We start from the raw sequence: 22,211 nt of genomic DNA, 5'->3' as shown, positions 1-22,211 counted from the left end.
TCCCATCCCACCATCTGAGCACCCTGACCGGCCGGGACGGCAGGGGCGGAAGTCCCGAACCGGGCGGGACATTGGTCGCCGGTCCATCGTTTGGGGACTTTAGCCTCACGACCGGCACTGCCTGGGCGGATAGCGTTTTGACCGGGTAAGGGAGTCCGGCATGAAAGTCAGCCAGCGGGGCCGTCGTGCCACCGCCGCGCTCGCGTCCGAACGCATCCTCCTGCGGACCGACCGCCGCGTGATCAGGCTGGCGAGTTCGCTGCTGCTGGCATGCGTTCTGGGTTGGTTGACGGTACTACTGGTGCACGAACGTCCGGCAGTGGGTTGGTATGCGCAGGGCCGGTTCGGGTGGTCAATCGCCTTGTCGGGGGCGGTGGTGCTCATCGCGCGCGGCGTGTTCCTGGGAAGACCGATCACCCCGAGGCACGCCGTCGGTGCCGCTGCGCTGCTCTCGGCGGGCATCGTCGCCCATTTCCTGGCTTTCGGCGGCTGGGGCAACGCACTGATCGCTGCGAGCGGACTGGCGCTGATGTGGCCCACTTCGGCTGAGCCGCAACCGGAGTTGCTGCAGCGGGTGTGGGCGCTGGTCGATGCCACCGAAGCAGACCCGTTGGCGCCCTTCGCAATGCACTCGCTCAAGAGCTACTACTTCAATGCCGCCGGCACCGCCGCCATCGCCTACCGAACGCGGCTGGGCTTCGCCGTCGTCAGTGGCGACCCGATCGGCGACAAAACCCAATTCGAGCGACTGGCAGTCGATTTCGCCGCCATGTGCCGGTCGCGGGGCTGGCGGATCGTAGTATTGGCGGGTGCGCAGCGAAATCTCGGTCTGTGGACGAAGGGGCTGATCGGGCAGGCCATGCGCGCGGTTCCGATCGGGCACGACGTGGTGGTCGACGTCGCGCACTTCAGCCTGGCCGGCCGCCGGTACCGCAATCTGCGCCAGGCCGTACAGCGCTCCCGCAATCACGGTGTCACTACCGAGATCATCGACGAGCGGGATCTGGACGCCGGCCTGGTCGCCGAACTGAGTGAGGTGCTCTACGCCTCACACGGCGGGGTGCGCACCGAGCGCGGGCTCTGCATGACCCTCGACGGTGCGCTGCAGGGTCGTTGCCCCGGCGTGCGGTTGGCCATAGCCCGCGACAGCGGTGGGCGGCTGGTGGCTTTTCACCGTTACGCGAGCGCCGGAGGCGGGTCCGAGATCACCATGGACGCGCCGTACCGTCGGCCCGACGCCCCCAACGGGATCGACGAGCGACTCAGCGTCGACATGATCGATGCAGCGAAAAGCCTTCATGCACAGCGTCTTTCATTGGCATTCGCGGCCTTCCCGGAAATCTTCGACGCGACCGACCCCGGCGCCCTGCAGCGCGTTGCTTACCGGTTGATCCATCTGCTGGACCCGTTGATCCGGCTGGAATCGCTCTACCGCTACCTGCGAAAGTTTCATGCGCTCAACGAGCGTCGGTACGTAGTGCTGTGCACGCACCACATTCCGGGTGCGCTGGTGGTGTTGTTGTCGCTGGAGTTCGCGCCCAGGCGCCGCCGGTTACGGCCGGCGCATCACCGGGTTGAGGCCGGCGCGTGAGCTTCGACATAGCCCACCACGTCTGACAGGGTGCGCAGCGACGCGTAGTCGGACTCCGGGATGTCGACGTTGAATCGCTTATGGATGCCGAGCAGGAAGTTCAGCCAGTCCATCGAGTCCAGGTCGACTTGATCTCGCAGCAGGTCGTCATCGGTGATGTCGTCGGCATCCACTTCCGGCGCGATGGTCGTCAGCACGGACAGGACCACGCCGCGGGTGTCTTCTTGCGTTGGCATTTCTCACTTCTCCAGTACGTCGGGTTGTTGCAGCAATTCGTTGATCGCGGACAGGAACAGGGCGCCGCGGTGGCCGTCGCTGGCCCGGTGATCGGCGGCGAGGGTGCCCTGGATGGCGTTGACGACGCGAATCCCGCCGTCGATGACGCACACCCGCTGCGTCGTCTTGCCGAAGCCGACGAGGGCGACCTGCGGGGGATAGATCACGCCGAAGACGGTATCGACGCCCTGGTCGCCCAGGTTGGTGACCGTGATGGTGGGGTCGGACATCTCCGAACTGCGCAGTGAACCGGCGCGCGCCCGCGCCACCAGGTCGGTGAGGTCGGTCATCAGCTCGTCGAGTTTCTTCTCGGCGACATCGTGGATGGCGGGGGCCACCAGACCGCCGCCGCGCAACGAGATGGCGACACCGACGTGCACCGCGGGGGCGGGCTGGTAGCCCGAATCGCGCCAGAATCCGCTGAATTCGCCGAAGCGCTGCGCGGCCAGGGCCACCGCCTTGAGTTGCAGCACGGCCGGCAATACGCGTTCGGTGATGGGCCGCTGCGCGTTTCGGGCGGTGAGCCAGGTCAGCGCGGTATCCATCAGGATCTCGTCGGCCAGGTAGTAGTGCGGTATCTCGCGCTTGGATCGGCTCATCGCGGCCGCGATCGACTGGCGCATCGCGGCGCCCCGCTCGGCCATCGACAGGCGTTCACCCTTGGGTTTCGGTGCCGGTTTCTTGACAATGGTTGGCCGGGTGGCGGCGGCGTGCTCGACGTCGACGATGGTCACCGCACCCCCCGGGCCGGTACCACTGACCGCGTCGAGGTCGACGCTCAGGTTCGCCGCCAGCCGCCGTGCCGCGGGAGAAACCCAGCGGCGGTGTTGTGGCCCGATCGGCCGCGCAGGCGCCGGCGCTACGGCCGCCGGCTGCGCTTTGCGTGGCGCTTTCGGGGCACGTTTGGGCGAAGCCTTCTTCGGTGCCTTCTTGACCGGCGCCTCGGCCGTCTCACCTACCGGCACCAGGGTGGCCAGCACCGCTCCCACTTGCACGGTTTGGCCGACCGGGACCACCAGCTCCGCGATGGTGCCCTCCTGCCAGCACTCGATTTCCACTGCGGCCTTGGTGGTTTCGACCACTGCGACGACCTGTCCGCGGCTCACCTTGTCCCCGGGCTTGACCAGCCATTCGTCGAGCGTGCCTTCGTCCATGTCGGAACCCAGCGCCGGCATCGTGAACTCGATCATCATCGGTCCCCGAACAGTTCGTGCACGGCGGCGACGATCTTGTGCGGCTGCGGAAGCGCGGCCTCCTCGAGGTGTTTCGCGTAGGGGATCGGTACTTCTTCGCTGCACACCCGGCCGACCGGCGCATCCAGATCGTAGAATGCGCCTTCCATGATCTGCGCCGACACCTCGGCCGCCAAACTGCCGCTGCGCCAAGCCTCGTCGATCGCGACCGCTCGGTGGGTCTTGCGAACCGAGTCCAGAACCGTATCGGTGTCCAGCGGCCGCAGCACCCGCAGATCGATGACCTCGCAGTCGATTCCGGACAAGGACAACTCATTCGCCGCATCCAGCGCTTTGGATACGCAGCCACCGTAAGAGATCAGGGTCACGTCGGTGCCGGACCGACGTATTGCGGCCCGGGTGATGTCGGTCGGCTGCAGGGTGTCGATATCGGTGGAGGTGTTGTACAGCTGGACATGCTCGAAGATGATGACCGGGTCCGGGTCGGCCAGTGCCGGCCCGAGCATGCCGTAAGCGTCCTCGACCGTCGCCGGCGCCACCACCTTGATTCCCGGGATATGGGCATACCACGGTTCGAGGCTGTGGGAGTGCTGAGCGGCGAGTTGCCGACCGGCGCCGGTGGCCATCCGGACGACGATCGGCACCGAGAACTGCCCGCCGGACATGTGGCGCAGCGCCGCAGCGGTATTGACGATCTGGTCCAGTGCCAGCAGGCTGAAGTTCACCGTCATGACTTCGACGATCGGGCGTAACCCGTTGAGGGCGGCACCGATACCGATTCCGACGAAGCCGAGCTCCGAGAGCGGGGTGTCGCGTACCCGGTCCGGGCCGAACTCCTCCAACAGGCCCTTGGATGCCGCGTAGGTTCCGCCATAGCGTCCGACGTCCTCGCCCATCAGCACCACGCGCGGGTCGTCGCGCAATGCGTCGCGGATCGCGTCGTGAACGGCAGTGCGGTAAGTGGTTTTCATCGCGCCGCCTCCAGCGGGGTGAGCACGTCACGGGCCAGCTCGGCCACGTCTTCCCGGGTTCCGGCCTCGGCATAGGCCACCGCGTCCGCGATCTCGGTGGCGGCCGCGTCCTCGATGTCGCGCACGTCCTGATCGGTGATCAGGCCGTCGCGTTGCCGCCGCTGGATGAACAGGTCGATGGGGTCTCGCTCGCGCCACTGTGCGACTTCGGCCTTGTCCCGGTAGAGCTCCGGGTCGAACATCGAATGGGCGCGGAACCGATAGGTGCGGAACTCGATGAAGAACGGGCCACCGGTGCTGCGTACATGGTCCACGCCTTTGCGAGTCACTTCGTAACACGCTTCGACGTCCATCCCGTCGACCGACAGCGCATCGACGCGGTAGGCCGCTGCCTTGGCGGTGAGATCGGTCTGGGACTGCGCGCGCTCCAGTGAGGTGCCCATGGCGTAAAGGTTGTTCTCGCAAAGGAAAAGCACCGGCAGGTTCCACAACACGGCCATGTTCAGCGACTCGTGGAAGGCGCCCTCGGCCACCGCTCCGTCACCGAAATAACATGCGGTGACCCGGTTTCGCTTCAGTTGGGCGTCGGCGAGCGCGATGCCGACCGCCAGCGGCAGACCGCCGGCCACGATCGCGTTGCCGCCGTAGAAGTGCCGGGCTGCGTCGAACAGGTGCATCGACCCGCCGCGTCCGCGCGAGCAGCCCTCCTGCTTGCCGAACATCTCGGCCATGATCCTGGTCATCGGGATGCCGCGCAGCAGCGCGTGCGCATGCTCGCGATACGTCGCCACCACTGCGTCCTCGTCGCCCAACGCGCGCAGGGAACCCGCGGCCACGGCCTCCTCACCGACGTAGAGGTGCAGAAAGCCGCGAATCTTGGCCGCGCTGTACAGCTCTGCGCATTTCTCTTCCATGCGACGCACGCGGATCATGTCCGACAACAGTGCGTGCGTCAGGTCCTTCTCGCTCACAGGGGCGCTCCTTGAGGTTGGTGGTCTCGTTGATTTTCGTCCGCATGCGGTCGTTCAATCGTGGAGGTGTCACCTTCGGGCAAGCCGAGTTCGCGGGCCTTCAGCAGTCGGCGCATGATCTTGCCGCTGCTGGTGTGCGGGAGCGACTCGGCGAACTCGATCTCCTTGGGCGCCACGGCCGGACCGAGCCGTTTGCGGGCGTGACCGAGCAGCTGCAGCCGCAACTCGTCGCTGGCGACGAAGCCGTCCTTGAGCGTGACAAAGGCTTTGATGACGGCGCCGACGGTGGGATCGGGCTTGCCGATGACGGCTGCCTCGGCAACCGCCGGATGATCGGTCAGCGCGCTCTCGACCTCGAACGGGCCGATCAGGTGCCCGGCGGACTTGATCACGTCGTCCTTGCGTCCGATGAACCAGAAGTATCCGTCGGCATCCCGCTTGGCCAGGTCGCCGGTGAGATAGAGCCCCTCACTGAAGCACTTCCGGTACCGCTCGTCGGCGTGCAGGTAACCGCGGAACATCGACGGCCAGCCCGGTTTGAGGGCGAGCTCGCCCTCGACGTCCGGTTCCGCTACGACGGTGTTGGTGCCGTCGTCGTTGTTGCGCACGATGCATGCCTCGACCCCGGGCAGCGGCCGGCCCATTGAACCCGGCTTGATGTCGAAGGCCGGCGTGTTGGCGATCATGATGCCGCCTGTCTCGGTCTGCCACCAATTGTCGTGAATCGGCAAGCCGAGGATCTGCTTTCCCCACCACACCGCTTCGGGGTTGAGTGGTTCACCGACACTGGCGATGAATCGCAGTCGCGGAAAACTGAAGCGGGCCGGCAGTTCTGGACCGGCTTTGATCAACATCCTGATGCCGGTGGGGGCCGTGTACCAGACGGAGACCTGTTGGTCCTGCAGGATCCGGTACCAGCGCTCCGCGTCGAATTCGGCCTGGTCGACGATGGAGGTCACGCCGTGCAGCAGCGGACTGATGATGCCGTACGACGTCCCGGTGACCCAGCCGGGATCCGCAGTGCACCAATAGATGTCGTCGGGATGAAGGTCGAGAGCGTACAGGCCCGTGACGTAGTGCATGGCGACGGCGCCGTGCACGTGAATGGCGCCTTTCGGGGTGCCGGTGGTGCCGCTGGTGAAATGCAGCAGCGCCGGGTCTTCAGCCGTCGTGGGTTCGACGGGCGCGTGCCGGTCGGCGGCGTTCATGCAATGCCAGAAGTCAAGTGTTCCCGACGGCGGCTCGCCGCGGGTGCCGTCGTCCACAACAATGACGTGTCGCACCGAGGTCAGCCCGCTGTGGATCTTGGCGATCTTGCGCTGATAGATCGCCTTAGTGGTGACCAGCACGTTGGCCTGCCCGATATCTACCCGGGTGGCGATCGGTTCGGGTCCGAACGCGGAGAACAGCGGTGAGACGACGCTGCCGTTGCGCAGTGCACCCAGCATCGCGATGTAGAGCTCGGGGATGCGGCCCATGATGGTGAAGACCCGGTCGCCTTTGCCGATACCCAGCGCGCGCAGCACCCCGGTGAATCGGCTCACCCGGTCGCCCAACTCGGCATAGGTCAGTTCGTGTGTCGCGTCGTCGGTCAGAAAGCGAAGAGCGTTGCGGGCGCTGATGGGCCCGTGTGCGTGCCGGTCGACGGCCGCATAGGCGATGTTGCATTTCCCGTCGCCCATGCCGTCGCACAGGCTGGGCACATCGGACCACTGAAAGCTCGCACGGGCCTGGTCGTAGTCGGCGAGATTGGGTCGGACGCGGTAGTCGTGGGCGGTCTTGCGAATCAGGTCCATGAGCGGTCCTCGTCCCCGGGGTGCTGGCTCCTCAAGGGTGTGCCCGATGCACCGGGGGCGATAGGGAAAAAGGTCACCGATCTGAGCGGCCAGGTAACGGGTGTCCTATGACCTAATGCTGGTGACCAAGGACCCTGGCATCCGCTGTCCCGGTGGCGCAGCGTCGTACTCAAAGCAGAAAGGTGAGTGCGATGACGCAGACGCTGGTCGAGACTGCGGTGATCACGAACGCGGTAGACCTGGCGTGCCACGCTCCTTCACTGCACAACAGTCAGCCGTGGCGGTGGGTGGTCAAAGGCGCGAGCGTCGGCCTGTTCGTTGACCAGACCCGAATCTTGAACTCTACCGACAGTTCGGGCCGGGAGGCCATCCTGAGCTGTGGCGCCGCTCTGGACCACTTGCGCGTCGCGATGGCCGCCGTTGGCTGGGACACCCATGTCGAACGGTTTCCCAACCCGAACAATCTCGACCACCTGGCCTCGCTCGAGTTCACGCCGATGTCGTACGTCGGCCGGGCGCGGCGCGACCGCGCCGAGGCAATCACCGTGCGCCGCACCGATCGGCGTCCATTTCGCGCGCCCAATGACTGGCCTTCGCTGCAGCCGCTGCTGGGCAGCTGTGTGGACCAGGATGCGGTGGGGATGGAAGTGTTGGGTGATGAGGCGCGACCGCGCCTGGCGGAGGCCACCCGGCTCAGCGAGGCGCTACGTCGCTACGACGACAGCTATCATGACGAATTAGGCTGGTGGACAGCGCCTTCCAGAGAGAATGAGGGCATTCCGCAGGCCGCGTTGGTGTCGGGGGCCGAAGCGCGGGGAGTCGGGGTGAACCGGGAGTTCCCCACCGCCGCCGATACCGAGCACGCCGCCAGACATGATCAAGCGAAGATCGTCCTGCTGTCGACGGCGGAGGACACCCGAGCCGATGCGCTGCACTGCGGTGAAGCACTGTCCGCCGTGCTGCTGGAATGCACCGTAGCCGGCCTGGCAACCTGCCCGATCACGCACGCGACGGAACTGGAGCCCGGTCGTGCCATCCTGCGGGAGCTCACCGAAGGTCGCGCGGCCGTTCCGCAGGTTCTCATCCGGGTCGGCATCTCACCGTCGGGCCCGATCCCGGCAGCGACGCCGCGGCGCCCGTTGGGTGAGGTGCTCGAAGTCGTCGGCTGAGCCGGATAAATGGCTTCTGTACCCCTCAGCCGGGACTTCGGTCCCTACCGAGGGTGCGGGGGGATTGGTCGAATGAAGCATTGTCGCAGCGGGATGTGAGCCGCCGGGGCGATTTGAGAATGAGGAGTACGTCATGACCAATGCAGCCGAGGCCGCCAGGCCCGCACCGCGGCGGGTGTTTCGCGACCGTCGTGAAGCCGGCCGGGTGCTGGCAGACCTGTTGGACGCCTACCGCGACAACCCGAACGTGATCGTGCTCGGCCTGGCCCGCGGTGGGCTGCCCGTGGCGTGGGAGGTGGCGGCTGCGCTGCACGCCCCGCTGGACGCGTTCATCGTGCGCAAGCTGGGCGCCCCCGGTCATGAGGAGTTCGCCGTCGGCGCACTGGCCAGCGGGGGCCGCGTGGTTGTGAACGACGACGTGCTGCGCGGTTTGCGGATCACGTCCGGGCAACTTCGCGACATCGTGGAGAGTGAGGGCCGCGAACTGATTCGGCGCGAGGCCGCCTACCGCGGGGGTCGCCCACCGGTGGAGGTGACCGGGCGGACGGTGATTCTCGTCGACGACGGATTGGCCACCGGCGCAAGCATGTTTGCGGCCGTTCAGGCGCTGCGCGACGCCGAGCCGGCGCACATCGTGATCGCTGTGCCTGCCGCGCCGGAATCGACCTGCCGGGAATTCGCCGCCCTGGTCGACGAAGTCATCTGCGCGTCGATGCCCACACCTTTCCTCGCTGTGGGAGAGTCGTTCTGGGACTTCCGTCAGGTCAGCGACGAAGAAGTGCGCGAACTGCTGGCCAAGCCCACCACCGGCCTGACGCTGATCAAACCGGCAGTGCCGACCGCGGCCGAAATGATCGCTGACGTGGCCATCGACGCGCCACAGGGCGTTCCGTCGCGCGAGGCTCTCGAAGAGATCATCGGTGACGCCCGGGTCGTCCTGATCGGTGAGAGCTCCCACGGGACCCACGAGTTCTACCAGGCCCGCTCGTCGATCACCAAGTGGCTGATCGAGGAGAAGGGCTTCTGCGCCGTTGCGGCCGAAGCGGATTGGCCCGACGCCTACCGGGTCAACCGTTATGTTCGCGGACTCGGCAACGACACGACCGCCGAGCAGGCACTGAGTGGGTTCGAGCGGTTCCCGGCGTGGATGTGGCGTAATACGGTCATTCGTGACTTCGCCGACTGGCTGCGCGAGCACAACCAGCGCGCGCAGCGGCAGGCCGGGTTCTACGGGCTCGATCTGTACAGCCTGCACCGGTCGATGAACGAGGTGATCACCTACCTCGACACCGTGGATCCCGCAGCGGCGGCCCGGGCCCGGGTCCGGTACGCGTGCTTCGACCACCCCGCGGGCGACGACGGGCAGGCATACGGTTACCAGGCGGCGTTCGGCGCCGGACCGAAGTGCGAGCGCCAGGCGATCGAGCAGTTGGTCGAATTGCAGCGCAACGCGCTCGCCTATCTGCGTGCCGACGGCCTGCTTGCCGAAGACGAGCTGTTCTACGCCCAGCAGAACGCGCAGACGGTCCGCGACGCCGAGGCGTACTACCGCTCGATGTTCAGCGGCCGGGTCTCCTCGTGGAATCTGCGCGACAAGCACATGGCACAAACCCTGGAAGCGCTGCTGAAGCACCTGGACCGTCATAGCGATGGCCTGCCCGCGCGAATTGTGGTGTGGGCGCATAATTCTCACGTCGGCGACGCCACCGCGACCGAGGTGTGGGCCGATGGCCAGCTCACGCTCGGGCAACTCGTCCGACAGCGCTACCACGGGGACTCGCGTCTGATCGGTCTGAGCACCTACACGGGCACGGTCACGGCGGCCAGCGAATGGGGCGGCATCGCCGAGCGCAAGGTGGTCAGACCGGCGCTTCCGGGCAGCGTCGAAGACCTGTTCCACCAGACCCGCAAGGACGCCTTCCTGGTGTCGGCGCGGATCAACGAGAAAGCGGCCGAGCCGTTGTCGGCCGTTCGATTGGGCCGCGCTATCGGCGTGATCTATCAGCCCGCGACCGAGCGGCAAAGCCACTATTTCCACGTCCGGCCCGGCGACCAGTTCGACGCGATGATCCATATCGATACGACCCGTGCGCTCGAGCCTCTCGAGACCACCAGCCTGTGGATCGCCGGCGAAACGCCCGAGACCTATCCCAGTGGTCTCTAGTCCCCTTCAAAGTCCACACTGACGAGCGGAGTTCACAATGCACACCGGTTTCGCACCGGGGTTGCCGCGGATCGTCACATTGACGATGAATCCCGCACTCGACATCACCACCAGCGTGGAAGTTGTGCTTCCGACCAGCAAGTTGCGTTGCAGCGCAACGCGTTACGACCCGGGCGGCGGCGGTGTCAACGTCGCCCGGATAGCGCACGTGCTCGGTGGGTCGGCGTTCGCGGTGTTGCCGGCGGGCGGCTCACACGGTGGCCTTCTCACCAGACTGCTCAGCGATGCGGGCGTGCCCTTCGGTGAGATTCCGATCGCCGGCTGCACCCGGGAGAGCTTTACGGTCAACGAGACGAGCACCGGTCGCCAGTATCGGTTCGTCCTTCCGGGTCCGGTGCTGTCGCAGGCCGAGCAGGACAGGTGCGCGCAGGAACTGCGAATGGCGGCCCGGTCGGCCGAATACGTGGTGGCCAGCGGCAGCCTGCCGCCGGGCGTTCCTGCCGACTTCTATCAGCGGGTAGCCGACGTGGCGCGCGATGTGGGTGCCCGCCTCATTCTGGACACCTCCGGTGGCGGCCTGCGCGGCGTCTCGTCGGGGATATTCCTGCTCAAAGCGAGCGCACGAGAGCTGCGCGAATGCGTGGGACGCGAACTCACCACGGAGGCAGACCAGATCGCAGCCGCCCGCGAACTCGTGGACAGCGGTCGCGCCGAGGTCGTGGTGGTGTCGCTGGGGTCGGCCGGTGCGTTGCTGGCCACCCGCCACGGCTGTCACCGTTTTGCTGCGGTGCCGATGCAGGGCGGCAGTGGCGTGGGTGCCGGCGACGCGATGGTGGCCGCCATCGCCGTCGGCTTGACCCGCGGATGGCCGCTCGCCAAGTCCGTGCGGCTGGGGGTCGCCGCCGGGGCGGCGATGCTGTTGACCCCCGGGACCGAGGTATGCGGGCGCGCCGACGTGGAACGGCTTTTCGAGTTGTCCGACGAACCCGTGGAGGTTGGCGATGCCCCGGGGTCCTAGGGCATCGCAAACTCAGGCCAAACGGCCCCAGCAGAAACAGCTGACCGCGCAATAGATTGATAGTGAGCGAAGGAGCCACCATGAGCCAGCTGGACGCGAAGTCGGTGGTGGTGGGTGTCAACGGCTCGCAAGCCGCGGTCAATGCCGCCAAATGGTCGATCGACGAGGCGCTGGCGCGGCAGATGCCCCTTCGTCTTGCCTATGTGATCGCCAGCAAAGGCGAGCGCCCGGGTTCGGCCCACGCTTCCGAGTGGGAACTCGAGCGCGCCGAGATGGTGCTGTCGCAAGCGGAGGGCGCTGTGCTCAGCGCGGCGCAGGCCCAGGGCAAACCGGTCGACATCGAAACCGCCATCCTCTCGGGAGACCCGGCACAGGCCCTGGTCGATGTCTCACACGAGGCGGCGCTGGTATGCGTGGGCACCTCCCGGCGTGGGTGGGCCACCGACGGCTTGCTGGGGCCCACGGCCGCTGCCCTGGTGCGGCACGCACACTGTCCGGTCGCGGTCATCCGCACCAATCCCGACGGCACGCCCACCCAGGTCGGAGTGATCGCCGTCGTCCTCAACGATGAACCCGACAACGACGAAGTGGTGCGACTGGCGATGGAGGAAGGGCGGCGCAGGCACGCGATCGTTCGGCAGATCGACCGCCGCCTGGACAGCTGGGTCCGCCGCTATCCCGACGTGCCCGTCGAGGTGGTGGCATCGGGCACTGGCCCCAGGACCGGCGGGACCCACAGTCGCGCAATCGATCTCGCTGTTGTGGGCGAGTCCGAGGCCGCCGGGTTGCCGGATTTGAACACTCCGAATTGCCATCCCATCCTCGGTTACCCGGACTGCTCGGTGCTGCTGGTCCGGCACTGAAGGCGTCGGCTGCGTCGATGCTCAACTGACCTCGATCGTGCTGCCCGGCAGTAGCTGTCGGATCCGGCCGCGGCATTCGACGTCGATAGCCCCGGTGCTTCCGGACTCTGCGGTCAGAGTCGCGCTTCGCCCGCTGATACGCAGGTGCAGGCGGTGACTGCGGTACACGAACGGGAACTCGATCGGCCCGAGGCCTTCCGGCCACTGTGGGCTGAGGATCAGCCGGTCGTCGCGGGTTTCCAGGCCGGTGAAGCATCGCTGCAGCAGGTCGATGCTGCCCGCCATGGCCGCAAGGTGAATTCCTTCCGCGGTGGTGCCGCCCTGAATGTCGGTGATATCCGAATCGAGCACCTGCTGGAAGTACTCCAGGGCGTTGGCCCGGTTCGCGCGCGCCAGAACCCAGGAGTGCACGACAGCGCTCAACGTGGAGCCGTCGGAAGTGCGAGCCAGGTAGTAGTCGACGGTCCGGGGAATCTGCTCGGGGGCGAAGTGGTACCCGAGCCGGCCGAACAGGCCGAGCAACTCTTCGGATGACAGCAGGTAGAACAACATCAGTGCGTCGGCCTGCTTGGATGCTTTGTAGTTGTTGACGCTGTCGTTCTCGGCTTCCAGGATGCGGTCGAGTCGCTGGATGTTGTCGTACCGTTGGCGGTAACCCTCCCAATCCAGTTCGGCCAGTTCGGAATACCCTTCAAACTGACTGATCACTCCGTCGTGGAACGGCACGAACATCCGCCGGCTCACGTGATCCCACCGCTCCCGCTCCTGGGTGGTCAGACCCAGCTTGCCGACGAGTTCGAGACGGTCGCGCAGCGGCAGCAGGTCCAGTGCCTCCATCGCCCGCAGGATGACCCAGACCGCCATGACGTTGGTGTAGGCGTTGTTGTCGATCCCGTCGTATTCCCGGCCCGGATAGCCGGAATGAAACTCGTCGGGGCCGATGATGCCGCGGATCGTGTAGCGGCCGAGGCGTACGTCGAAATTGGCCAGCCCCACCCAGAATCGTGCGATCTCGACCAGCATCTCGGCGCCGTAGTCCACCAGGAACTGCCGGTCACCGCTCACCTGATAGTTCTGCCAGGTGTTGAGGGCTACCGCGAGCCCGACATGGTGCGCCCGCGCACTGGCGTCGGGGACCCAGCGCCCGGACTGGGGGTTGAGGTGGACTTCCTGACTCACCTCACGTCCGTCACTGCCCGACTGCCAGGGAAACATCGCGCCGAGGTGGCCGGCCCGGCGGGCCGCGCGGCGGGCTTCGGGAAGGCGCCGGAACCGGTACAGCAGCAGCGAACGCGACACGTTCGACATGCGCAGGCTCAGCACCGGGGAGACGAACAACGAGTCCCAGAAGACGTGCCCCCGGTAGGCCTCGCCGTGCAGTCCCCGGGCCGGAACCCCGGCGTCGAGTTCGGCGGTGTGCGGCGAGATGGTCTGCAGCACATGTACCAAGTGCAGCCGCAAGATTCGCAGCGCATCGTCTCCGTCGGAGAGGCCGACACTGCACTGTTCCCACAATCTGGCCCACGCCCGGGCATGCGACTGGTGCAGGTCGGCATAACGACCGGCCGCGTCGAGGCTTTCCGCAGCGGCGCTCGCCGCTTCGGTGATGGCGGCGTCGCGGCCGGTGAAAACGGTCACGATCTTTTCCAGAGTGACCGGCTCACCCGTAGAGACCGTTATTCGGATGTCCTGGCCGCCGCGGTTGTGCTCCCGGATCGTCGTGTAGTGGGCGTCGGCCGGGGCGGAGGCATGGCTGCCACGCCACACGGCGTTGCGGGCCGCCAGGGCGATGGCGATGCGTGATTGTGATGTCTCGGTTCGCAACACGACCGCATTGGGCGCGATTTCGTGGATTACCGCGTCGGTGAGATGGCGGCTGGACAGTGAGTTGTAGCGTTCCACCATGGTGTTACACACGGACGCGTCCAGTAGCGATCTGAATTCAACTGTGCCTGACCAATTCTCGGGATAGACCGTGGTGCGCATCGCCAACAGGTGAGGATCGTGCATCGATGCGAAACGTTGCTCGTGCAGCGTCGTGATTCTTCCGGCGTCGTCCTTGAAACAGAGCCTTCGCGTCAGCGTGGCATGCCGTAGGTCGAATGTCTGCCGATAGAACAGCAATTCGGCCTCGTCGATGTGGAACCAGGGTCCACCGTCGATGCGTAACGTCAGGGACAGCCAGTTGGGCAGGTTGACCAGGCTCTCGTTGTCGATGGTCCGGCCGGCGATCTCGTCGGAGAGGATGTTGTACACGCCGGTGGCATAGGTGCCGGGATAGTGGTGCTGGGAAGCGGTGGCTTCGGACGCGCAGCCGCGGGTGGCGATATAGCCGTTACCGACGGCGCACAGCGTTTCACGAAGTCGCTCGGTCGCCGGGTCGTAATGGTCGTAGACGAGCTGCCAGGCATCGTGGGGAGCCGCCGCCTCCTCCTTCAGGTCGTCGGCGAGTCTCTGCAGAAATCCGGTAACGGCCTTCGGGCCCTCGAGGCTGAAGGTGGCAGCCGAAGGCCGGTCACCCCCTTCGAGGTGACGGACGACGATGCCCACGCCGTCGAAGCGGATGGCGTCGAACGCATCCTCGTCGGTGATGTCGTCGCCGATGAAGATCGGCAGCGTGGTGGCCGACGGCGAACCCTCCTGATTCGCAAGGTGTTCGAGAATCCAATGCAGCGCCTTGCCCTTGTCCCACGCGATGTTCGGCCGCAGTTCGACGAGTTTGCGTCCGGTCGTGACACGCAGCCCTTTCGAACGCCCGAGGCGGCGCACCGCGGCGATCACCTGGTCGACGGCCTGCGGGTCGGTGTTGCGATAGTGCACCGCCACCGCAAAGCGTTTGCGCTCCACGATCGTGCCCGGGATGTCCCTGAGTTCTTCGGTCAGACGTGTTGCCGCCCTGACCAACACGCCGACCGAGGCGGCGGATTCGGCGTTCTGGTGGAGGGTGCCGTCCGGCGCGACGAGTTCGAAACCATGACTTCCCGCGAACCACAGCCCGCCCACGTCGACCTTGGCTCGAACATCGGCCAGGTCGCGACCGCTGATCACCGCGACGGCGCAGTGCTGAGCCAGCGCCTGCAACGCTTCGGCGGCACCCTGGACCAGCGTCGCCGACTCCGGCCGGCCGACGATATCGGACAGGGTGCCGTCGAAGTCGACGAACAGCACGGGTTGCCGGGCCGTGACGAGTTCCTTGAGCTGGCTGTAGACCTGCAGCGCGTCGGTGATCGTCGATATCGCGGCGTCCGTGTTGCGCACCGAGATCTCCGCGAGATCGGCGATCACGGCGTCGGCGCCGTGCGAGGTCAGTTCCTCGCTCCCGTGGTCAAGGCCGATCACCAGGCTGAACCCGGCGGCGCAGGCGGCTTGAACCCCGGCCCCGTCGTGCTCGATGACCGCACACCGATCGGGGCGGACCTTCAGCCGGGACGCCGCCCGGACCAGCACCGAGGAGTCGTGCTCGTCGGCGAATTCGATGACGTCCACGTCGACGAGTTCGTCGCGCCGGCCGCCCAGTTGCTGCTCATCCGCGGCACCGGCCAAGTAGACAGCCGTGCCGATCCCTGCATCGCGCAGCCGGCGTAGCAATGGGCCGGTGGATTCGGAGGCGTGAAAGCCGCCTGAGGCGGCGGCGGACAGCACTCCGTCAAGGTTCAAGATCACCGCGTCGTGGTAACGCCGGTCGATAGTGGCGGGCCAGTCGGTCACGGCTGGTGACGATGCCACAGCCAGAGCTCTGAATGACGGCCCAAGACGCAATGAAGGTCCCACGTCCCTGCACTTGGTGACTTAAGCCCCACGACCCAGGTCGGTTCGGCCAATAGCGTTTTCGGTAGTGGAGGGAGAACAGAATGGACGCACTGGCCAATCGCCACGGCATCCTGGTCGGGGTGGACGGATCTGAACCATCGAATGCCGCAGTGGTGTGGGCGGCGCGGGAGGCGGCGCTGCGCCATGTTCCGCTGACGCTGGTCCATCTGGTCAGCGTGGCGGTCCCGATGTATCCCGAAATGCCGTTGTCGATGGGTATGGGCATGTGGGGGGACGAGGACGGCCATCGAATTCTCCAGCACGCGGTCAAGGTCGCTGAAGACATCGTCGGCGCGGGACGCCCGGTTCCGATCGCGACCGAGCTCAAATGCTCGCCGCCGGTTCCGGCCCTGGTGCAGTTGTCAGAGTTCGCGGAGTTGGTGGTGGTGGGTAGCCATGGACGCTCGGCCGTGGCGCGGGGACTGCTCGGCTCGGTGAGTTCAGGGGTGTTAAGGCGCGCGAGCTGCCCGGTCGCGGTCATCCGTGACGGGGACTTCTCCGATGGAGCTCCGGTCGTCGTGGGTATCGATGGGTCACCGGCTTCCGAATCGGCTACGGCCATCGCGTTCGACGAAGCCTCCCGGCGCGGGGTCGAGCTCAAAGCGGTACACGCGTGGAGCGATATCGAGGCAGTCGAACTGCCGGGGCTGGACTGGTCGACGTTCAAACAGGACGCGGATCGCATCCTGGCCGAACGCTTGGCGGGCTGGCAGGAGCAGTACCCCGACGTGGCGGTGCACCGCGTGGTCGTGTGCGACCGACCCGCTCGCCAGCTCATCAAGCAGGCGCAATCGGCTCAGTTGGTCGTGGTCGGTAGCCACGGGCGCGGTGCGATCGGCGCCATGATGCTGGGTTCGGTCAGCAACGCGCTCATCCACTCCACCGGCACGCCGGTGATCGTGGCGCGCCCGGGACAGCACCCGTCCCGGCGACCGGCGGTGTGAGGTCATGGAGTTGCCGGCAATGGCCGAACGGCTCGCTGAATCGAGCACCCGCGGCACCGACACCGGGCCTTACCTAGAAGTGCGCGAAACACACACCGGTGTGGTGGTGCTGGCCGGTGAGCGTGCGTACAAGGCGAAAAAGCCGATCGTGACCGATTTCGTCGACTTCCGCACCACCGAGCAACGGGAGCGCGCCTGCCGCCGGGAAGTCGAATTGAACCGCCGCCTGTCGCCGCAGGCATACCTCGGCGTTGCCCATCTATCCGACCCGGCCGGAGGCGCCCAGGAACCGATCGTGGTCATGCGCCGGTACCGCGACAGCGACCGGATGGCATTCCTGGTCACTCACCCGAACGCCGTTGCATCCGCGGCGGACCTGTTGGACGCCGTCGCGGCCGTGCTGGCCGAGTTCCATGGGGGCGCACGGCGCGGCGCGGTCATCAGCGCCCAGGGGGAGGCCCGTGCCGTCGACCACCGGTGGCGGGCCAACCTGGCTGAACTCCACCGATTCACCACGATCGCCGGGGTAACGGAGGAGAACGTCAGCCGCATCGAAGGTATGGTCGCCGAATACCTTTCGGGCCGGGAGCGGCTGTTCGTGCGCCGGATCGACGAGGGCAGCATTGTCGACGGCCACGGAGATCTGCTCGCCGACGACATCTTCTTCGTCGATGGTCGGCCGGCGCTGCTGGATTGCCTGGAGTTCGATGACGAACTGCGCTACCTCGACCGCATCGACGACGCCGCCTTCCTCGCCATGGACCTGGAGTTCCTCGGGCGCGGAGACCTCGGCGACTACTTCCTCCGGCGGTACACCGCATTGACCGGGGATACCGCCCCGGCGTCGCTGCGGCACTTCTACGTCGCCTACCGCGCGGTGGTACGCGCCAAGGTCGATTGTGTGCGATTTCTGCAGGGCAGGGCGCAATCCGCCGACGACGCCGCCCGCCACCTCGCGATCGCTGCCGAGCATCTGGCCAGTGGCGCCGTTCGGCTGGCGCTCATCGGGGGCAATCCAGGCAGCGGCAAGTCGACCGTTGCCCGTGGCATCGCTGAAAAGGTTGGCGCGCAGGTGATCTCGACTGACGACGTGCGTCGGGAGCTACGGGAGACGGGCGCGATCTCCGGGGACCCGGGGGTGCTGGACTCCGGGCTGTACAGCCCCGACAACGTCGCTGCCGTCTACGACACGGTGCTGCGCCGGGCCGCTGTTCAGTTGAGCCAAGGGCAGTCGGTGATTCTCGACGGGACCTGGCAGAACCCGGACCTGCGCGCCAGGGCCCGCCGGGTCGCTGACGAAAACCATTCGCGGATTGTCGAGTTCATGTGTGCGGTGCCGGTGGAGACCACCACCGGCCGGATCCGGCAACGCGCGGCAGGCAACTCCGACGCGACTCCCGAGATCGCAACGGCCCTGGCGGCCCGCCGCGACGCGTGGGAGTCGGCGTATCGGATGGATACTTCACAACCGCTGGAAACCTCTGTGGCGCAAGCACATGACGCCTGGCGCCACGCGATCTGATCACCTTCACATGGAAAGGATGCCGCCGAATACCTAAACCACCAAGTACGTCGCCAACATCGGCGTCGAACGCCGGCTGCTGCTGGAATCGGCACTGCGAGTGACGGCGCAACGGTCCTGCAACGGAAGGAGTTGCACCCGATGACACGGCATTGGCTGGTGATGGAGGCCGACGGGCAAGGGGCCCGGACGCCCTACATCACCCGGTTGGCGGGCGCTGGCCGTCATCTGCCCCAGACACGCTTGACCACAGACGATTTGATGGCCACGACACGTCACCGCACCCACATCGATCTGGAGCGGCTGACCGGCATTCGGGAGCGCCGGGTGTCGATGGGCGAGGAGGATTCGTTGTCGTTGGCCACCGCAGCCGCGCTGAACTGCCTGACCGCGGCTCAACAGGATCCCGCGGACATCGACGTGGTGATCAGCTGCAGTATCACGAAATTCCGTGGCGGCCTAACCCAGTGGCTGGAGCCGACGATGAGCGGTGCGGTGGCCCGCAACATCGGGGCGAGCGGCGCGATGACCTTCGATGTGTCCAATGCGTGTGCCGGGATGCTCACCGGCGTAACGATTCTGAACAACTGGATCCGGCAGGGCATCGTGCGGCGGGGACTGGTCGTCAGCGGCGAATACATTTCACAGCTCAGCCAGAACGCGGCCCGGCACATCCGCAACATCATGAGCAAGGAACTCGCGTGCCTGACACTCGGTGACGCCGGCGCGGCGCTGTTACTGGAACGGGCTCCGGCCGGGTCTGCGGGTATCGAGGTGGCCGGATTCACCACGGTGGCCGACTACAGCCGGCTCTGCCTGGCTTATCCGCAGGGGCACGACCCCGGTGCGCGCATGTTCACCAACTCGCGCGCCATCCAGAAGGCCGCGATCGCCAACACCCCGCTGCTGCTGCACGAAGTGCTTGACGCGGTGGGTATTTCGATTCACGACATCGACCACGTCATCACCCATCAGACGTCAGCGCGCGCCATCCGCAAAGGCATGACGCGCATGACGGAGTCGTTCGGGGACAGCCCTCAACACGATGCCGTGATCACCGTCGACCGGTACGGCAACACCGCGTCGACCACGCACACGGTGGCGCTGGTGGAGGAACTGGAAGCCGGACGGATAGCGGCCGGCGAGCGGGTGGCGTTGCTGTCGTTGGCCTCGGGCCTGGAGATCGGTGTGGTCTTGTTGACCCTGGATGAGGATTTGGTGAGCCGCTATGGGCATGGTGATTGACGAAGTCGACATTTCGCACCCGCGGTTGCGTGGCCGTCACAGCGCCCTGCACCTGGCCGTCACTGCGGCGAAAGGGTGTCTGCGGCAGGCCGGGTGTGAACCCCACGAATTGGATCTGGTAGTCAACGCCGGCATCTACCGCGACCGGAATCTGGGTGAGCCGGCACTGGCCGCGCTGATTCAGGACGACATCGGCGCGAACCCGGAGGATCCGCACTCCGACGCGCATGGCACCTTCTCCTTCGACGTCGCCAACGGCGCCTGCGGTGTCTTGACCGCGTTGCAGATCGTGGACGGGTTCCTGCGGACACGCTGCGTGCGGCGCGCCCTGGTGGTGAGCAGTGATGCCGACCCCGGCCACGGCATGAGCGAGCATTTCCCGTTCTCCGCCAGCGGGGCGGCGCTGCTGTGCGGCTGGACCGATGACGACTACGGTCTCAGCGACGTGTCGTGGGCGAACGCCGCCGATGCGCTCGATGACCTCGAGACATCAGCTGCAACAGTCGGATTTGCCGATGGCCGAAATGTGCTGCGGTTCAGCCAGTCTGCCGAGGCGGATCACAGATTCGCGGCGGTGGCCGCCGACGCGGTCGGCAAGTGCCTGGAACGCAATGACGTCTCGCTGACCGATGTCGACCTGATCCTGGCCGCACCGGCCCGGCGGCCGTTCCGGGAGGCGCTGAGCACGATGCTGGAGGTGCAGATCGAAAAGATCTGCGTGGCAGACGATCACCGCATGCACACCGCGGCGCTCGCGGCCGCGTACGAGCAACACAACGCAGCCTTGCGGCCGGGCGGTCAGGTGCTGTTCGTCGCGGCCGGAGCGGGGGTTGTAGCGGGTGCGGCGCTCTATCGCCGGCCCCCGCCGGCCTGACCACCAAGCGTTCATCAGACGAAGACCCGATGTTCATCTAGTTGAGGACTTAAGGCACGCGACCGAGCGGTGTTCGCGCAATAGCGTTTTGGTGTGTCGAACGCTAGGAGATACTAAATGACGAACTGGAAATCGGGCGCACGGGGCATCGTCGTCGGAGTCGACGGCTCGACGGCCTCCAATGCCGCGGTGGCATGGGCGGCCAAAGACGCGGGCCTGCGTAATGTCCCGCTGACTCTGGTCCATATGCTGAGCACCTACGTGCCCACTTTTCCGCAGATCCCGCTGGCGGGCGGCGTGGCGGTGTGGCAGGAAGACGACGGCCGGCAGGTTCTCGAACAGGCTGTCAAGCTTGCCCGGGACTCGGTCGGCCGGGCCCTCGAGATCGCAAGCGAACTGAAGGGTTCGCCTCCGATCCCGACGCTGGTGGAAATGTCCAAGGATGCCGAGCTGGTGGTGGTGGGTAGCCACGGGCGTGGCGCGGTCGGGCGGGTGCTGCTGGGTTCGGTGAGCTCGGGGGTGCTGCGCGGCGCTGCGTGCCCCGTCGCCATCGTCCCCGGCGGCGATCCGGCCGCCGACATCGACGAGAACGCTCCGGTGCTGGTGGGCATCGACGGTTCTTCGGCTTCGGAAGTTGCCACGGCGATCGCATTCGACGAGGCCTCCCGCCGGGGCGTCGCTCTCACAGCACTGCACGCGTGGAGCGATGTGGAGGTGCTCGATCTCGGCGGCCTGGACTGGCCCACGCTGGAGGTCCAGTCGGAGCAGGTCTTGGCCGAACGCCTGGCCGGATGGCAGGAGCGCTATCCCGACGTGACCGTGCAGCGACTCGTGGTCCGCGACCGGCCGGCCCGAGAGCTGATCAACCAGTCGCGATCGGCGCAACTGGTGGTGCTCGGCAGCCGCGGACGGGGCGGCATCGCAAAGATGCTGCTGGGTTCTGTGAGCAACGCCGTGGTGCACTCGGTGCACACCCCGATCATCGTGGCGCACGCATCCGGCTAGGACGCCTGCCACGACGGCGCGGCGATGCGGTCGCGGCGGCGGACCGCCTGGGCGCTCAGCATCGTTCCCCAGGCGCGGGCGGCGCTGCGGCGCATCGCATTCGGGTCGCCGGTGGTCAGGAACGTCCGGCGGGCCGGGCGGGTTGGTGAGGCCGCCTCGGGATAGCGGTAGGCGATCGCCGCGGCCAGGTGTTCGGCCGGGTCGATGAGCAGCGCGCCGGGCAGGGCGGCCGCGAACCAGCGACTCGCCGCCGGGTAGTGCGTACAGGCCAGCACCAAGGCATCCACCCGTCGCAGCGGCGCCACAATGGCGGCCAGGTCCGCCCGGAACTGTGGGGACCCGGTACGGCCCGCTTCGATGTGTGCGGACAACGGTTGCGCGACTCGCGACAACACCTCCCGCCCCGGTCTGGCCAGCCCGCGCCGATAGTGGCCGGCGTCGATGGTGCGCCGCCCGCCCAGCACGCCGATCGAGGCGAGGTCTTCGGGGACGGAGGCCAGGCCGTGGGTGATGATGCCTTCCACGGCAACCGGCGCCGCCCCCAACCGCGTGACCACGGTGCTGGCCGCATTGCAGGCGAGCACCACCTCGGTGGCGCCGCGCTCGGCGAGGGCGGTGACCACCCGGAGCAGGCGGTCGGTGAGCTCGTGCGCGTCCATCCGGCCGTAGGGGGTGGCCCCGGCGTCCGACCAGTACAACACGGGCAGGCCGGGGGCGAGCCGGTCCAGTGCGTTGACCAGTCCCACCCCGCCGATGCCCCAGTCGATGATGCCCAGGCAGGCGTCGCTGACCATGGTTC

The 22,211-nt window shown here is 66.7% G+C and carries 17 protein-coding genes; 10 read left to right on the top strand and 7 right to left on the bottom strand.

The features are described 5' to 3' along the window. The first annotated feature begins 160 nt into the window (after positions 1-160). Positions 161-1,591 carry a bifunctional lysylphosphatidylglycerol flippase/synthetase MprF gene (locus AC5Y7D_RS01155; protein WP_499920708.1) on the top strand — a complete coding sequence of 477 codons (1,431 nt, stop codon included), beginning with the start codon at positions 161-163 and terminating at the stop codon, positions 1,589-1,591. On the opposite strand, the gene AC5Y7D_RS01150 is transcribed toward AC5Y7D_RS01155, so the two are convergent. Genes AC5Y7D_RS01150 through acsA form a run of 5 tightly spaced genes read right to left on the bottom strand, consistent with a single transcriptional unit; the run spans position 1,567 to position 6,798 of the window. Continuing rightward, positions 1,567-1,827 carry a phosphopantetheine-binding protein gene (locus tag AC5Y7D_RS01150; protein ID WP_499920706.1) on the bottom strand — a complete coding sequence of 87 codons (261 nt, stop codon included), beginning with the start codon at positions 1,825-1,827 and terminating at the stop codon, positions 1,567-1,569. The two genes, AC5Y7D_RS01155 and AC5Y7D_RS01150, sit on opposite strands and share 25 nt — an antisense overlap. 3 nt (positions 1,828-1,830) lie before the next feature. Then, positions 1,831-3,057 (bottom strand): dihydrolipoamide acetyltransferase family protein, encoded by a 1,227-nt coding sequence (locus tag AC5Y7D_RS01145; protein ID WP_499920703.1) that lies wholly within the window; start codon positions 3,055-3,057, stop codon positions 1,831-1,833. Then, positions 3,057-4,031, bottom strand: a complete 975-nt coding sequence (locus AC5Y7D_RS01140; RefSeq protein ID WP_499920702.1) for an alpha-ketoacid dehydrogenase subunit beta — start codon at positions 4,029-4,031, stop codon at positions 3,057-3,059. The genes AC5Y7D_RS01145 and AC5Y7D_RS01140 overlap by 1 nt, the downstream gene beginning before the upstream one ends. Beyond that, positions 4,028-4,963, bottom strand: coding sequence for a pyruvate dehydrogenase (acetyl-transferring) E1 component subunit alpha (gene pdhA, locus AC5Y7D_RS01135; RefSeq protein WP_499920951.1), 936 nt, complete (start codon positions 4,961-4,963; stop codon positions 4,028-4,030). Before pdhA ends, AC5Y7D_RS01140 begins: the two co-directional genes overlap by 4 nt. A 35-nt stretch (positions 4,964-4,998) precedes the next feature. Further along, positions 4,999-6,798 carry an acetate--CoA ligase gene (acsA, locus tag AC5Y7D_RS01130; RefSeq protein WP_499920700.1) on the bottom strand — a complete coding sequence of 600 codons (1,800 nt, stop codon included), beginning with the start codon at positions 6,796-6,798 and terminating at the stop codon, positions 4,999-5,001. 191 nt (positions 6,799-6,989) lie between these two features. On the opposite strand from acsA, the gene AC5Y7D_RS01125 reads away from it, so the two are divergent. The 4 genes from AC5Y7D_RS01125 to AC5Y7D_RS01110 all read left to right on the top strand — a co-directional run bounded on the left by AC5Y7D_RS01125 (position 6,990) and on the right by AC5Y7D_RS01110 (position 12,012). Beyond that, positions 6,990-7,967: an Acg family FMN-binding oxidoreductase gene (locus tag AC5Y7D_RS01125; RefSeq protein WP_499920698.1), complete on the top strand. Its 978-nt coding sequence runs from the start codon at positions 6,990-6,992 to the stop codon at positions 7,965-7,967. A gap of 133 nt (positions 7,968-8,100) precedes the next feature. Then, a complete protein-coding gene (locus AC5Y7D_RS01120; protein ID WP_499920696.1) occupies positions 8,101-10,131 on the top strand; it encodes an erythromycin esterase family protein in 2,031 nt (676 codons plus the stop codon). A 37-nt stretch (positions 10,132-10,168) separates the two neighbouring features. Beyond that, positions 10,169-11,149, top strand: coding sequence for a 1-phosphofructokinase family hexose kinase (locus AC5Y7D_RS01115; protein ID WP_499920695.1), 981 nt, complete (start codon positions 10,169-10,171; stop codon positions 11,147-11,149). A gap of 80 nt (positions 11,150-11,229) precedes the next feature. After that, positions 11,230-12,012, top strand: a complete 783-nt coding sequence (locus AC5Y7D_RS01110) for a universal stress protein (RefSeq protein WP_499920694.1) — start codon at positions 11,230-11,232, stop codon at positions 12,010-12,012. A gap of 21 nt (positions 12,013-12,033) precedes the next feature. Here the strand turns inward: AC5Y7D_RS01110 and otsB are convergent, their stop codons facing one another. After that, positions 12,034-15,720 carry a trehalose-phosphatase gene (otsB, locus tag AC5Y7D_RS01105; RefSeq protein WP_499920692.1) on the bottom strand — a complete coding sequence of 1,229 codons (3,687 nt, stop codon included), beginning with the start codon at positions 15,718-15,720 and terminating at the stop codon, positions 12,034-12,036. Positions 15,721-15,863: 143 nt separating this feature from the next. Here otsB and AC5Y7D_RS01100 point away from each other — a divergent pair, with 143 nt between their 5' ends. The 5 genes from AC5Y7D_RS01100 to AC5Y7D_RS01080 all read left to right on the top strand — a co-directional run bounded on the left by AC5Y7D_RS01100 (position 15,864) and on the right by AC5Y7D_RS01080 (position 21,412). Then, entirely contained in the window at positions 15,864-16,766 is a 903-nt protein-coding gene (locus AC5Y7D_RS01100) for a universal stress protein (RefSeq protein WP_499920690.1), read from the top strand. Positions 16,767-16,785: 19 nt separating this feature from the next. Beyond that, positions 16,786-18,288, top strand: a complete 1,503-nt coding sequence (locus AC5Y7D_RS01095) for a bifunctional aminoglycoside phosphotransferase/ATP-binding protein (RefSeq protein ID WP_499920949.1) — start codon at positions 16,786-16,788, stop codon at positions 18,286-18,288. 141 nt (positions 18,289-18,429) lie between these two features. After that, entirely contained in the window at positions 18,430-19,533 is a 1,104-nt protein-coding gene (locus tag AC5Y7D_RS01090; protein WP_499920688.1) for a 3-oxoacyl-ACP synthase III family protein, read from the top strand. Further along, positions 19,517-20,407 carry a 3-oxoacyl-ACP synthase gene (locus tag AC5Y7D_RS01085; protein ID WP_499920686.1) on the top strand — a complete coding sequence of 297 codons (891 nt, stop codon included), beginning with the start codon at positions 19,517-19,519 and terminating at the stop codon, positions 20,405-20,407. Before AC5Y7D_RS01090 ends, AC5Y7D_RS01085 begins: the two co-directional genes overlap by 17 nt. 117 nt (positions 20,408-20,524) lie before the next feature. Then, the gene (locus AC5Y7D_RS01080) at positions 20,525-21,412 is read left to right on the top strand and encodes a universal stress protein (RefSeq protein ID WP_499920684.1); all 888 of its coding nucleotides are present in this window, start codon (positions 20,525-20,527) and stop codon (positions 21,410-21,412) included. Here the strand turns inward: AC5Y7D_RS01080 and AC5Y7D_RS01075 are convergent. Further along, positions 21,409-22,206, bottom strand: coding sequence for a glutamate racemase (locus AC5Y7D_RS01075; RefSeq protein ID WP_499920946.1), 798 nt, complete (start codon positions 22,204-22,206; stop codon positions 21,409-21,411). The genes AC5Y7D_RS01080 and AC5Y7D_RS01075 overlap by 4 nt on opposite strands. Between the last annotated feature and the right edge of the window lie 5 nt (positions 22,207-22,211).

The sequence above is a fragment of the Mycobacterium sp. NGS49 genome, assembly GCF_059812565.1.
This window is presented reverse-complemented; position numbering and strand designations above follow the sequence as displayed.

Excerpts from the sequence above, each read along its gene's own strand:
- AC5Y7D_RS01155 (WP_499920708.1), top strand. The coding sequence starts at position 161 with ATGAAAGTCAGCCAGCGGGGCCGTCGTGCCACCGCCGCGCTCGCGTCC.
- AC5Y7D_RS01150 (WP_499920706.1), bottom strand. The coding sequence starts at position 1,827 with ATGCCAACGCAAGAAGACACCCGCGGCGTGGTCCTGTCCGTGCTGACG.
- AC5Y7D_RS01145 (WP_499920703.1), bottom strand. The coding sequence starts at position 3,057 with ATGATCGAGTTCACGATGCCGGCGCTGGGTTCCGACATGGACGAAGGC.
- AC5Y7D_RS01140 (WP_499920702.1), bottom strand. The coding sequence starts at position 4,031 with ATGAAAACCACTTACCGCACTGCCGTTCACGACGCGATCCGCGACGCA.
- pdhA (WP_499920951.1), bottom strand. The coding sequence starts at position 4,963 with ATGATCCGCGTGCGTCGCATGGAAGAGAAATGCGCAGAGCTGTACAGC.
- acsA (WP_499920700.1), bottom strand. The coding sequence starts at position 6,798 with ATGGACCTGATTCGCAAGACCGCCCACGACTACCGCGTCCGACCCAAT.
- AC5Y7D_RS01125 (WP_499920698.1), top strand. The coding sequence starts at position 6,990 with ATGACGCAGACGCTGGTCGAGACTGCGGTGATCACGAACGCGGTAGAC.
- AC5Y7D_RS01120 (WP_499920696.1), top strand. The coding sequence starts at position 8,101 with ATGACCAATGCAGCCGAGGCCGCCAGGCCCGCACCGCGGCGGGTGTTT.
- AC5Y7D_RS01115 (WP_499920695.1), top strand. The coding sequence starts at position 10,169 with ATGCACACCGGTTTCGCACCGGGGTTGCCGCGGATCGTCACATTGACG.
- AC5Y7D_RS01110 (WP_499920694.1), top strand. The coding sequence starts at position 11,230 with ATGAGCCAGCTGGACGCGAAGTCGGTGGTGGTGGGTGTCAACGGCTCG.
- AC5Y7D_RS01100 (WP_499920690.1), top strand. The coding sequence starts at position 15,864 with ATGGACGCACTGGCCAATCGCCACGGCATCCTGGTCGGGGTGGACGGA.
- AC5Y7D_RS01095 (WP_499920949.1), top strand. The coding sequence starts at position 16,786 with ATGGCCGAACGGCTCGCTGAATCGAGCACCCGCGGCACCGACACCGGG.
- AC5Y7D_RS01090 (WP_499920688.1), top strand. The coding sequence starts at position 18,430 with ATGACACGGCATTGGCTGGTGATGGAGGCCGACGGGCAAGGGGCCCGG.
- AC5Y7D_RS01085 (WP_499920686.1), top strand. The coding sequence starts at position 19,517 with ATGGGCATGGTGATTGACGAAGTCGACATTTCGCACCCGCGGTTGCGT.
- AC5Y7D_RS01080 (WP_499920684.1), top strand. The coding sequence starts at position 20,525 with ATGACGAACTGGAAATCGGGCGCACGGGGCATCGTCGTCGGAGTCGAC.
- AC5Y7D_RS01075 (WP_499920946.1), bottom strand. The coding sequence starts at position 22,206 with ATGGTCAGCGACGCCTGCCTGGGCATCATCGACTGGGGCATCGGCGGG.